Here is a 13,306-nt window from a genome sequence, read left to right as displayed (position 1 = left end):
GATTACTTAAAGTTGCCGGTAAACTCGTTCAAACAGGGAGACAAGCTTATCTCAAACTGTCGAGTTACCATGTATATCAAGCTGAATTTTATAAGGTTTTTGAGCGCCTAAGGCAATCCAGGCAATGGATTTAGACCCTTAAATGCAAAAAAATTTTCAATCCTTCACTTTCAAGGGAGAAGTATGCCCTTAAACACTTAAGAAAATCCTTAAGAGATTGATTCAGTAGAAATCAAGTCCAAAGACACATTGTTTAATGAAAAAGTCGCTAATTTTTTCAAAAACAAATAATCTGTTCAAGAAAACAGGCTTAATTACAGAGCTATGAATTATTCAGGTAACCTTTATATTTTCTAATATCTCCAGAATCCAAAAACATATTAGCCTCTCTCCTTCATAATATTAAAGCAGAATCCTTATCAAAATAGGATTCTGCTTATTTTTTTATTGAATTATTACTTATTTTTCTTTAATAAAAGTTTCTTAGCTTGCGTCACTATTTCATTTACAGTAATTAGATAGTCTTCTTTTAACCAATCCATCGTTCCAACTTGACCAAATTTTTCTCTAACACCTACTCGGTAGTGATGTGTCGGTGCTTCTTCTGCTAAAACTTCAGCCACAGCACTACCCAATCCACCTATTACGTTATGATTTTCTGCGGTAACAATGGCTCCCGTTTGTGCAGCTTTTAAAATTGCTTTTTGATCAATTGGCTTGATCTGATACATATCAATTACCATTGTTTCAATACCTTCTTTTGATAATTCTTCTGCCGCTTCAAGTGCATCTGATACCATTATCCCTGAAGCAAGAATGGCTACATCATTACCTTCTCTTAATAATTTTGAGCCCGTTTCAAAGGTCTCCTCCTCTTTATATAACTTAATTGCATTTTTTCTAATTGTTCGAATGTAAGTCAGTCCATCATCTTTGTAGCCTTTATGAAGTAAATAACGTAATAAAGTTGAATCACTCGCTTCATAAACTTTATTATTCGGAATGATCCGCATCAAGGCTAAATCTTCAAAAGGCATATGGGTACCGCCATTATGTTCAGCTGTTACACCTGCATCAGAGCCTAATATTACTGCATTAAGTTGAGCATATGCTAATGAGACAAATACCTGGTCATAAACTCGCCTTGATGCAAAGTTAGCAAATGTATGAACAAATGGCTTAAATCCAGTAACTGATAAGCCAGCTGCAGTTCCAATCATTTCTGCTTCCATAATACCTAAATTCACATACTGATTCTTCAACTGATTTTTAATTTTATCTGTTGTGATGGCACTCGATAAATCTGCTTCCAGAGCAATTACCTTCTCATCATTCTCGGCTAACTCTATTAAAGTATTTGCATAAACACTCCGCATCTCTATTACTTCTTTTTTTGGAAAGTAAGTCATCAGCCGTTCACCTCAATTTCTTTACCTAAAATATTCATGACTTTTATTATTTCATTATTTGTCGCTTTATCAGGTCTTATATGGTGATTATTCCCCATTTCTTCAATAATTGGTATCCCTTGACCCTTTATAGTATCTAAAATAATCGCCGTAGGTTTGTCATGATTAGCTTTAGCCCATACAACTGCTTCAGATATTTCCGTTACTGAAGAACCATCAATACGTTTAGAAAAATATCCAAAAGCTTGAAATTTCTTTACAAAATCAAGTGGATTATTTATTTCTAATGTTGGGCCGTCTAATTGCATTTTATTATCATCAACAAAGATTATTAATTTATCTAATTTATTATGTGAAGCCATCTGTATTGCTTCCCAAGCCTGTCCTTCATTCAGCTCTCCATCACCGACTATACAAAAGGTATAGTTTTCTCTTTTAGCTATTTTATTCCCTAATGCAATACCTGTAGCTGCGGATATTCCTTGACCAAGAGATCCTGTAGTCATATCAACACCAGGTATTAGATTTCTATCAGGATGAGAAGGAAGTTTCGTACCATTTTTGTTTAGAGTGCCTAACCATTCTTCAGTAAAATACCCTTTCAAATATAAAGTAGCATATAATGCAGGACCTGCATGTCCTTTAGAAAGAACAAAATAATCTCGATTTAAATCATCTCTAATCTCAGGACTGGCGTTTAGATGTTTTCCATACAATACCGCTAATGTTTCCACAATTGATAAACTTCCACCATAATGACCGAATCCCATCAAAGTGAACTGCTTTAGAGTATAGTACCGTATCTTTTTTGCAAACAGATCTAAATCAATATTTCCAACTTGAATCATCACATTTTCATCCCCTTATTAAGTTAACTTTCCAAGTTTTCTTTATCTTTTGAAAATATTGTTAATCCAAACATCATAGCTATAATCGCAATAATTCCTACGATTACTGCTATTTGGCCTCCGTATTGTCCAAGTATTCCTAAGAACAATCCAGAAACAGCAAAGTCCCCATCAGAAAATGTTGATCCAGCAAAACCGAGATCTCCTAGAACTGGCAATAATAAAGCTGGTAATAAACTAATAACTATACCATTTATAAAGGCTCCAATTACACTACCCTTAATTCCACCAGAAGCATTTCCCATTACACCAGCTGTAGCTCCTACGAAGAAATGTGGGACAACACCGGGTAAGATAATAACGCTACCTAAAACGACCATTGCTAACATGCTGACGATTCCTCCTACAAAACTTGCAAAAAATCCAATCAATACTGCATTTGGAGCATACGGGAATACTACTGGACAATCTAGAGCAGGTTTAGCATTTGGTACTAATTTTTGTGATATCCCTTTGAATGCAGGTACAATTTCAGCCAAAATCAAACGCACCCCAGCCAAAATCACAAATACACCTGCAGCAAATGTTCCTGCTTGTTGAATCGCAAACATAATGTGATTTACCCCATCACTTAAGTTTTCTGTAATATATTCTCCACCTGCAAACAATGCAACAACGAGATATATGATTGCCATTGTTATAGCAATACTTACCGTAGAGTCTCGTAGGAATCCTAAACCTTTTGGAAAGTTGATACCTTCTGTAGATTTTGTTTTATCCCCTACTTTACTGCCAATAAACCCACTTAAAGCATAGGTAACTGCACTAAAGTGACCTAGAGCAACTTGGTCTTTACCCGTTAACTGACGCATATAGGGCTGAACAATTGCTGGAGAAAGTGTCATTATAATCCCTAAAGTAATTCCACCCAATATAATTAATGGTACGGTGTTAAACCCAACAACTGCTAAAATAACAGCTATCATACATGCCATATAAAGAGTGTGATGACCTGTTAAAAAGATATATTTAAATTTAGTGAATCTGGCTATCACAATATTAAATACCATACCAAGTAACATGATTAGGGCAGTCGTTGTCCCAAATTCGTTTAAAGCAACCGCTACAATTGCTTCATTATTTGGCACTACGCCTTGCATATTGAATGCTTGTTGAAACATTTCTCCAAATGGAATCAGAGATTGTTCTACTGCCCCCGCTCCTGTTGTTAAAACTAAGAAACCAACAAACGTTTTCACTCCACCTTTTACAACATCTGAAGTGCCCTTGCCTTGTAAAAGCAATCCTAAAACAGCTATTAAAGCAACTAGCAAAGCAGGGGTACTGGCTATATCGATTATCAACTGTAAAATATCATTCATCTTAAACACTCCTTTTTTATTTTTTAGATTAAAGCTTTTTCTTTAGCTAATTCGGTCACTTTTTCTCTTAATTCATCCATATCAATGATGCTATTCAATACTCTTACATCCCCTAAATGACTAGCAGCATCTGCAAGGTCAGCTCCTACAAACCAAACGTCTGCGGCTTCTGGCGTAACGGAACCCATATCATAGTGTTCAACTTCTACTTTCGACATATCTACCTCCAATTCTTTCAAAATATCCTCAATATTCATCTGTACCATGAAACTCGACCCTAATCCTGAACCACAAGCTGTACCAATTTTCAACATTTTATTCCTCTCCTTTTTCTTTTATTAATTCTATTATTTCCTTTGCATTTGTTGCTTCTTTCAATTGTTTCAATTGCTTTTTATCACTTAGAATTTTTGTTAACCTAGACAAAGCTTTTAAATGGGTTTCATTATCAATTGCAGCTAATGTAATAAATAGTTGAACTTGATGATTTTCATCATTTAGTAAATTAATGGGTTTTTCTAATTTCAGAAAGCTCATTCCTAAATGATTGACCCCATCTTCTGGTCTAGCGTGAGGTATGGCAACACCTTGTCCTAAATCTATGAAAGGTCCATACTCCTCTAATTTAGAAAAAATCGCTTCAATATAGCGGTTTTCAATATTGCCATGGTCGATTAAAGGTTGACAAGCCAAAGAGATCGCCTGTTTCCAATTATCTATTTTTTCATTTGTTTGTATTTGGATATATTCTTCAGTTAATAAATCTTCTAGCATAGGTAACTGCTCCTTTTGTTTATTTTCTTGTGACATTAAGCAAGAAAATAGTTCCTTATATAACTTTTTTTCGTTATGAATACTCGCATTACGCTTAATTATTTTTAACAGATCATCCACGTTAGGTATTCTATAGTTTCCTATAATAAAGTCTTTAGATACTTTTTGTATGATTCTATTTTTAGCTAACGAATCTATTATTGGTTGAACGATATAGATTGGTTTCTTTGTATCAATATATACGGTAGAAAAGACCATATCGTATTCTTGCTCTGTAGCTTTTTTAAAATCAGCTACTGAATGTTTTTGCAGGAAAATAAATTCTGGAAATAATTGTTGTAATTCTGACTTCAATATCAAAGAGGAGCTAATACCATTTGGACATACTATCATGGCACGATATTGTTTTCGGCAATTTAATTGTGATTCTATCTGTCCGCCAAAATGTATGACAAAATAAGCAATTTCATCTTCCGAAATCTCCGATCCTGTAATCTTTCTTAACGGTTCCAAAGCTCGGCTTACAATATCGAATAATTCCTGATTATCTTCTTTTATCTGATTAGTCAATATATTTTTAAAATTCCAACCAAAAATTAGTCTATAATAAGCTGGTACTAAATGAATATAAAGAGACTTTATCAGCGTTTCTTTTGCCGGAAATGATACAAGCGATAATGCTTCCATCGTGTTTACAACATTTTCTGTAACAGAATATAATTTACTATTTTCTTCTGTACAACTATTCCCTTCAGCAATACTCAAAAGAAAGCTACTTAAGAAATAAACTTCTTCTTTATTAACTTTATTGATTATTGAAGTCAGAATACTCTTACAATACTGAAATATCGTGGAAGTTTGAGAAATATTATCAGTGTATTTTTCCATATTTTCTTCTATCTTTTTATTTCGAATTTTTATTAAAACAATCATATAGGCAATCTCTGTTAACCTATCTTCAACTAAAGATATCGAATATTGCACTGCCTCTTCTTTCATTTTTTCTACTATTACTTTTACATCACTTTCCTCATTCCAATAACTCATTAAATATTTTAAGATCCATTTCCCATTAGATGCTTCCAGTAACGATGTAATAATATCAAACGCCATTTTTCGTTTATTTATTTCACTTCCTTGGATAAAATATCCTTTTTTTCTAGAATAAGAAAAGATTAAATCGAATGTTCTGCAGTCTTCTCTTAGTTTTCTGATATCAGTCAAAACCGTATTTTTACTTACTTGTAGAAATTCCTGATAATGAAAGTTAGAGAGCTCACTTTTCCGAATAAAAGTAACTAAATAGATCAATTGCAGACGTTCGATTTCGTTTAGATAAATTTGAGTATGCTTTAACTTCTTCTCTGGAGCATTAAACTCTTTGATCAATATCTCCGGAACAATATACAAATTTTCTTTTACAGTGATTAGAGGAAAATCATTATTTTGCAGATAATGATTAATTTCCTGAATGTCCCTTTCAATTTCCTTCCTTTCTCTATTTAGCAATATTGATAATTCAGTTAAATAGAATTTTGGCATCTCAATTAAAACTCCTAAGAGTGCCAACAAGCGATTATCAATCATGTTCTTCCTCCTTGCACTAATCATAAAATGAAAGCGTTATTATTTAAATGTTTATTGAGCCCAATATAAATTTAGCATAGCATTTAAATTTGTGCTCAATTCCTTGAGTTAATCATTTTCCTAGACTATATGCTTAATTGCATCCAGAGACTAACGAAAATACTAACAGTTTATTAAAAGAATATTTATCCTAAACTAAAGTTATGGATACGGTCACCGATCAGTTTGTAGATCAATATATTCGCAAACTCAACTAAGACCAAGGAAATGCCTAAACTAGAAAACTCCCTATGAAGTATTTTTAGACATAGCGGTGCACTTAATTTGAAATATAAAAAATAACTGTAGAGAAAACACTCTTTTTCAAGTGTCTTAACTACAGTTACCATATTGATGTGGTCAAATTTTCTTTTTAAATTCTTTTTCTTAAAAATAATTCTTGCCGGATATTCTCGTGTGTTATCGCCATCTATTTATAATAAATTTTGTACTATTTTAAGAACGTTGTGGTGGTAATGTTCGAGATGATTCGAAATCCCATCTATAATCATAAGTATCTTTGTGTATATTTAACTTTTCTACTCCTATTTTAACCTTATCATCAGATAACCATTCTACCTTAGGATCGTAATCAGAATGATTAAAATAGATTGTTTTTTCATCGCCATTACTTAAATTAATTAGTACAGCTTTTGCATTGTCACCATAAATTCCATCAAAATGATATGTTTTTATCACATACTTTTCGTTAGGAGAAGTAATAGTTGCATTCAAAACCCCAGAAGGAAGGTATTCCAAATTGAAATATTGATTGTAACCAAGAATAAGAGATAACATTAAAAGAATAATAGAATAGAAAAGATGTTTTTGAGGTAATGATCTTCCCCTGCTACGTGAAATTATAATTCTTATTACCAAAATAATAAAAGTTATAATTGTAGTAAGTGATATAATAAAAAACATAAAGAATAAAACCTGATATAATGTATCATTCATTATGATTTACTCCTCCACATTAATTGGTTATCTACCGTGTTAAAAATGAATATTTGAATCAAAGTCTCTTTCCGCACTAAATTATTCAAATTAAATATACAAAATACTATTAAAAAATCATTTATTCATAAGTTTTAGCATGAGAATATCCTTTTTCAACTGCACTCTTTGCTGCATAACTATCCGGTCTCCAATTGATCAAATAAGAAATAGCATCTCCACCAAGTAGCAGCGTACTTCGATTAAATAATACACTTCCTGTGTAACCGTAATTGTAGTTACCTAACCATTTACAGCTTAACCTAGAACCGAAACTGGTACAAGAAATAATGAAAAATAGTTTAACAGATGACGCTTCATAACGACTCTATTTGACAGGATAAAAATGGATCTGATCTTTAGAATAACACTCTTATCTTATTAACTATTTTTCATAAAAAAATGCAGCTGCGACAAAAGTCTTCATTGTCTAAAAATTTGAAGTGTCGGAAAATCAAAAACACCGTCAAATCTAGGATTTAATTTTGATTTGACGGCGTTTTACTTTCTATCTCGTTTGCTCTCAGTCTCTATCTTTATTATTACGCATGCCAATTTCTCTAAAAATAGATACTTTGCTTGAGTATAGAAACTTGACTGAGATGAGCTGAATGGTGTGAGGAACTGCTCATATCTGCTAACTGAATGGTAATCTCTTAGTGAGTTGCTTGATATGCTGCTTTTATCTAGTAACTGAGTGGAGATCTCTTATTGAGTTGATTAATATGCTGCTCTTATCTGGTAACTGAATGATAATCACTTATTGAGTTAAGTGATGAACTGCTCTTATCTGGTAACTGAATGATAATTTCTTAGTGAGTTGATTGATATGCTGCTCTTATCTGGTAACTGAGTGATAATCACTTATTGAGTTAAGTGATGAACTGCTCTTATGTGGTAAAGTTCATCTAACTGTGTAAAAACAAAGGCCACATGCAGATTGATCCAGAACCAAAACAAACAGATACAAAAACGAACTGAGAATAGTCTGAAATTTGCCTAATTGAAGAAACACCCGCGAACTGAATTTATTCAAGCTGAAAACCAAATCGAATAATGAAATAGTTATTATGAAAGAGAAATTGATCAAGCAAACGAACAAGAAGCATTTAAGAACTCGTGTTAATGTATTCTATTATTTCTCTTTTAACTTGAAAACAATCATAAATTCTATTATTACTTACTAGGTTTATATCCCAGATTTTATTGCCAAAGACTCTGTGATAAACATGGATTTAGGTCTTATTGATAGTTCGGAAGACTATAGATCTTATTCCTTGGGCCTTTGATTATTCCTTTTTCTTTGCTATCTTTATATTTCTTATTTTCATCTCTGTAAATATTATTTATTATCCAAGTAGGAGTATTTCCTTTTTGATTAATTGTATTTCAATACCTTCTATTCTAAAGTAAAACTCAGATGTTCCAGATGTTTTGCCTCTCCAAGAGAGTACCACTTACTCGGTTATTTGATTTCCTATTTAATCATTCATATGACTCTGTACGAGTCTAACAGGATATTTCTCCACTGTATTCAAGCTTCTAAATATTAAATTGTAAAGCCTTCCAATCTTTTTGCTTTTTCTACTGTATCTGATGTCTTTATATTACAAACAGTTGCTTGCCAACCATATGAATGCACATGTGTTCTATATTAAATTTCTGGCAGTTTACTACTGGAAATTTTTACGGAAGAATTATTACTTTTATATTTCTATACTTTATTACCTGTGTCTATATTTTCTTGTCATATAATATATTTATAGTTTAACTAAACCATAGCATAATAACTTTAAATATCACTAGTAAATTATAAATTAAAGGCATAAACTCTTATTAAAAAGAATAAGAGTTTATGCCTTTTGATAAATATCTATTAATAAATAAACCTAAGTTAATCGTACTGAACACATACAGTTCATGGTTAGTGATATTTTTAATCGTACTTTACTGCTACATAAGATTTATTCAAAGCTTCAAGTTTATTATTTAAAGAAGAACGATCTGTTTTTCAAAATTCGAAACATTCAATAAAATTATTCTATTTCAAGTATTTCACATTCACTTCTTTTTTCATCAATAATGTTTCGAATTTTTTTAGCGTTTTGGGTAATTTCTTCTGTAGTTCCTTTAGTGAGTAAGGATCCAAAACCACATATGTCTGTTCCGAGTTCAATCCAAATACTTAAATTTTCTAAATTAATACCACCACTTGCTAGTATTGGCATATCTGGAAATGGTGTTTTAAAAACTTGAGATAATTTACTACCGTAGAAATCGGATATTGGAAATGCTTTAATAAATGCTGCTCCATAACTTAATGCTTCAATTGCTTCTGTAAAAGTTGTACACCCCGGTGCGTAAGGGATTTGATATCGATTACACATTTTTGCAACATCTTTATTGAAATTTGGAGCGATAATAAACTCTGCTCCACTCATGATCGCATGCCTCGCTGTTTCTGAATCGAGTACTGTACCTGCTCCTATACAAAGAGTTTCTCCAAAGCGTTCTTGTAACTGGTTAATAATATCTCCTGCGTTGTTTAGTGTATAGCTAAGCTCCATTGCAGGAACGCCCCCATTTATACATCCCGTAGCAATTTCGGTTGCTCTCTCAATTGATTGCGTACGGACTATAGCCAATGCACCTATATCGTATAACCGCTTGGTGACTTCTAATTTTTTCATTTTATACTCTTCCCCCTTTTCCTATTCTAGTTTCTCCAATTGTTCCTCCAGGATGCCATTTTAAATAACTTCCCATATCTAGTTCTTTTGCTTCTTGTAATAATACAGACAAACATTATAAAACAATTATTTGATTTAATATTGAAGCCCGAGGTGGTTTGTTTAAATCATCTCCTTCATCTATAACCTCTGATACTAGCGCAACTTCCGACAAACGACTTAAGGAAGTCATAATGTTTTTTGATAAACCAATGACTTTAGCTCCATTAGATTTCACAGTTTCAACCGAATAAAGTAATTCTTTTGTTTCACCACTATTTGAAATAGCAATAACGATATCTCCAGGAATGACTTGTCCACTTGATCCGTGGACTGCTTCCGTTCCATCTAATTTATAAGTTGGAGTTCCTGTTGAAGATAATAAAGAAGCACAATACCCCGCAACATAAGATGGTTTTCCGATTCCCATAACATGGACTCTATTCCCATTTTTTTCTGCTGATTGTATAAGTTTAGCTGCATACTTGAGGGCAGAAACCGGAAGCGAATCATAAAGTAATTTATTTACTTCACTATCAACTGTATCAATAAATTTCTGTAGCATCTCTTTACTCCTTCATTCTATTTTTGAGCGTTTCTATGTTGCTTTTTTACTTTTGAGCGTTACCATTTTAGTTTTCCATTTCTTTTTTTGAGTAAATGCTACTCTAACTTTCTTTATTTATACCTATTTTTTTCAACATTTCTTGAATTTCTTTATCTGCTTCCTCTGACAATTCTAACGTTGGATATCTTGCTGGGCCTACCTCAGCGATTCCAGCTAATTCAATAGACCGTTTTAAGGCTGAAGGAACAGTTCCTAATTTCAAAATTTTTCTCAACTCTTCAATCGCTTGCTGGTAACCACTTATTTTATCTACTTCGTGGTACTTTAGAGCATGATTAAAGCCAACTAATTGATCAGTTAATAAATTACTGGTTCCTGCTACAGCTCCTTTAGCACCTAACGCATAAGCTTGTGCAATCTTAGAATCTGATCCTATTAATACAACAGTATCAGTATTCTTAGTAGCATTTATATAGCTTTCAAATAATTCTAAATCACCACTACTGTCTTTGATACCTCTCACATTTTTAATACTTGAAAGTTTTTCAACAAGTTCAGGTGATAGTTTATATCCAACTGTTTTTGGAATATTATATAAAATGATTGGTATCTCTACACTATTTGCAATACTTGAAAAATAGTAATACAATTCTTCTTCAGTAGGTTCGAAGAAGTAAGGAGCAAGAACAGAAAGTGCATCAACTCCAAGCAATTCCATTTTTTTGGATAATCTAATGCTTTCATGTAATGAACAGCTACCTGTTCCCACATAAACAGGTACTCTTTTATTAACCTTTTTTGTTACATGTTCTACAAACTGCAGTTTTTCATTTTCAGTTAAAACATGAAATTCTCCGTTGCTACCCAGTAAGAATAAGCCATCTATACCTTTATCAATTAAACGATCTATTAACTGATCGGTAGCTTCATAATTTATTGTTTGATTATTATCCCTACAAAAAGGTGTGACCATAGGGGTTATCATTCCTTGAATCATTTTTTTCATCCTTTCAGAACGATTAGAAAATCACTCTATTATTCACTTTTTAATCTAATTTCTTATTTGTATGAACAGTTCCTTCATTAGCTATCTTAATAGTTTCATCTACTAATTCTTCAATATTTATTTCTTGTTCCCCTGAAACCTTCATGTAAAGATCAATGAATATACACAGACTAGCCCCCGTAATTACTTCAAGATTGTATTTTTTTGTTAGAGCCGTTAGTACATTAGAAGGGGTTCCCCCAAACAAGTCAACTAAAGCTATTGTTTTTCCATCATTCCGTTTCAATATAGATTCAGCTGTCTTCAGAAAATCATCAAATGACATTTCTGGTAATAAAGAGATAGCTTCTACTCGCTCAACTTTTCCTATAATCATTTCAGCAGAAGCCACTAGCTCTTCAGCAAAATGTCCATGACTAGCTACAAGTATATTAAAATGGACCCTATGTCAAAGACATTTAAAAAAAGAGACCTTATGCAATACCTGATAAAAATTGTTCCCTGTAATGAACAGGGGGCAATTTTTTTAGGTTCCATTGCCCACGTTCATTATTATAATAGTCAATGTAATCACTCACAGTTGCTCGCAATTCTTCTAGGTTCGTACAATTTTCATAGTTCATTTCATCCTTCAAATGTCCGAAGAATGACTCTTGGGGGGCGTTGTCCCAACAGTTACCTCTTCTGGACATGGACTGCCCTAAATGATTCTCTATCAACTTCTTATGAAATTTAGGGCTAGTGTAATGTACGCCTTGATCTGAATGGATAAAAGCATCTTTATGTAACGTTGCACCGTGAGCGCTCATTAAAGCATCTACGGTGTTTAGCGAAATATCAAGTTTTAGATTATCAGATACATAATGAGCTAAAATTTCTTTCGTCGTACCATCTTTAATGGTTGATAAATAACCCAGGAAACCATCAGCTCCAGGTAGGTAAGTAATATCTGTTAATAGAACTTTGTGGGCTATCCCTTGATCAAATTGACGTTCCAGCTGGTTTTCAACAGTGCGATGTTCTTTGGTAGCTTTTGCCATTCTTTTATAGGGATTCGCTTTACGAATGGGGCAGAAAATATTAAATTTCCTCATCAAACGCTGTACCTTTTTACGATTGACTGTGATACCCAGAATATTCTTGAAATACATGACAATGCTTCGAGAGCCTTTCTCGTAACCACGATAACTATAAGCTTTTTCAATTTTGGTTCTCCAAGCCTGATCTTCTTCATCTCGTACATTCCTAGTGCCTGAACTCTTCAAATAATTGTAGTAACCGGAACGGGAAACCTCCAACACATCACATGCATCTACAATGGTTCCTGTGTAGGAACCATCTGTTTTCATTTTATGGATTCTTGCGAAGATTTCGCTAGTCTTTTCGTTTTTTTCTAGCCTCCTTTCGCTCCATTCTGATTTTTTTAACAGTTCATTTTCTTGTTCTAGTAAGGAGATTTTGGCTTGTAACTTTTCAATTTGTTGTTCAGATGTTAGTTCTGTCTTTCGAACTCTGCCCGAATGGTCCTGTCGAGTGTCTTTCAACGCCAAAACGCCATTATCCCGATATTTTTTTCGCCATTTCTTAGAGAATGCTTTTACTCTAGTTTCACCAAGCATATCCAAATCAAATCCTGCTTCAGAAAATATTTGCTTTGCCGTTTTTGAGTCCAATGATTCTGAAACAAAATGGCGTTTGAATTCATCGGAATAAGTAATGCTTTTTTCAGATACATTTTTTACATATGGGTTTGTCTTTAAAAATTGGATTTGTTTTGGTGTAAATGTTAACTTTGACATTTAGTAGCTCCTTTCTGCACGTAGTTGTGCAGTCAATGTGGAATATGGTTTTAATGGACTGAATAATCTTAAATCAACCATACTTATATTTTTCTATATAAGTATACAAAAATAGACCATATAGAGGGCACTTTTTTTAGTGTCCATTCTATAGGGTCCATTTTATATT

General features: G+C 33.0%; 11 protein-coding genes and 1 pseudogene. All 12 read right to left on the bottom strand.

From position 1 onward, the window contains the following. Positions 1 to 455 precede the first annotated feature (455 nt). The gene (locus BM212_RS10365; protein ID WP_091898452.1) at positions 456 to 1,409 is read right to left on the bottom strand and encodes a transketolase family protein; all 954 of its coding nucleotides are present in this window, start codon (positions 1,407 to 1,409) and stop codon (positions 456 to 458) included. Next, positions 1,409 to 2,257 (bottom strand): transketolase, encoded by an 849-nt coding sequence (locus tag BM212_RS10360; RefSeq protein WP_091898454.1) that lies wholly within the window; start codon positions 2,255 to 2,257, stop codon positions 1,409 to 1,411. Before BM212_RS10360 ends, BM212_RS10365 begins: the two co-directional genes overlap by 1 nt. Positions 2,258 to 2,280: 23 nt before the next feature. Next, entirely contained in the window at positions 2,281 to 3,639 is a 1,359-nt protein-coding gene (locus BM212_RS10355) for a PTS ascorbate transporter subunit IIC (protein WP_091898450.1), read from the bottom strand. Positions 3,640 to 3,662: 23 nt separating this feature from the next. Further along, positions 3,663 to 3,953, bottom strand: a complete 291-nt coding sequence (locus tag BM212_RS10350) for a PTS sugar transporter subunit IIB (RefSeq protein WP_091898448.1) — start codon at positions 3,951 to 3,953, stop codon at positions 3,663 to 3,665. Position 3,954: 1 nt separating this feature from the next. Then, complete coding sequence (locus BM212_RS10345; RefSeq protein WP_177206436.1) at positions 3,955 to 6,000, bottom strand: BglG family transcription antiterminator; 2,046 nt, start codon at positions 5,998 to 6,000, stop codon at positions 3,955 to 3,957. Positions 6,001 to 6,495: 495 nt separating this feature from the next. Next, the gene (locus BM212_RS10340; protein WP_091898444.1) at positions 6,496 to 6,996 is read right to left on the bottom strand and encodes a DUF5412 family protein; all 501 of its coding nucleotides are present in this window, start codon (positions 6,994 to 6,996) and stop codon (positions 6,496 to 6,498) included. Positions 6,997 to 8,584: 1,588 nt separating this feature from the next. Then, positions 8,585 to 8,677 carry a hypothetical protein gene (locus BM212_RS12995; protein WP_091898442.1) on the bottom strand — a complete coding sequence of 31 codons (93 nt, stop codon included), beginning with the start codon at positions 8,675 to 8,677 and terminating at the stop codon, positions 8,585 to 8,587. Between the two features lie 394 nt (positions 8,678 to 9,071). Further along, positions 9,072 to 9,725 carry a beta/alpha barrel domain-containing protein gene (locus tag BM212_RS10330; RefSeq protein WP_091898440.1) on the bottom strand — a complete coding sequence of 218 codons (654 nt, stop codon included), beginning with the start codon at positions 9,723 to 9,725 and terminating at the stop codon, positions 9,072 to 9,074. Between the two features lies 1 nt (position 9,726). Further along, positions 9,727 to 10,329: pseudogene (locus BM212_RS10325) on the bottom strand (SIS domain-containing protein). Between the two features lie 103 nt (positions 10,330 to 10,432). Beyond that, positions 10,433 to 11,329: a dihydrodipicolinate synthase family protein gene (locus BM212_RS10320; protein WP_091898438.1), complete on the bottom strand. Its 897-nt coding sequence runs from the start codon at positions 11,327 to 11,329 to the stop codon at positions 10,433 to 10,435. Positions 11,330 to 11,378: 49 nt separating this feature from the next. Then, a complete protein-coding gene (locus BM212_RS10315; protein WP_091898436.1) occupies positions 11,379 to 11,768 on the bottom strand; it encodes a PTS sugar transporter subunit IIA in 390 nt (129 codons plus the stop codon). 43 nt (positions 11,769 to 11,811) lie between these two features. Next, complete coding sequence (locus BM212_RS10310; RefSeq protein ID WP_072693725.1) at positions 11,812 to 13,137, bottom strand: IS3 family transposase; 1,326 nt, start codon at positions 13,135 to 13,137, stop codon at positions 11,812 to 11,814. Positions 13,138 to 13,306: the final 169 nt, after the last annotated feature.

The organism is Marinilactibacillus piezotolerans, assembly GCF_900114235.1.
Taxonomy (GTDB): Bacteria; Bacillota; Bacilli; order Lactobacillales; family Carnobacteriaceae_A; genus Marinilactibacillus; species Marinilactibacillus piezotolerans.
This window is presented reverse-complemented; position numbering and strand designations above follow the sequence as displayed.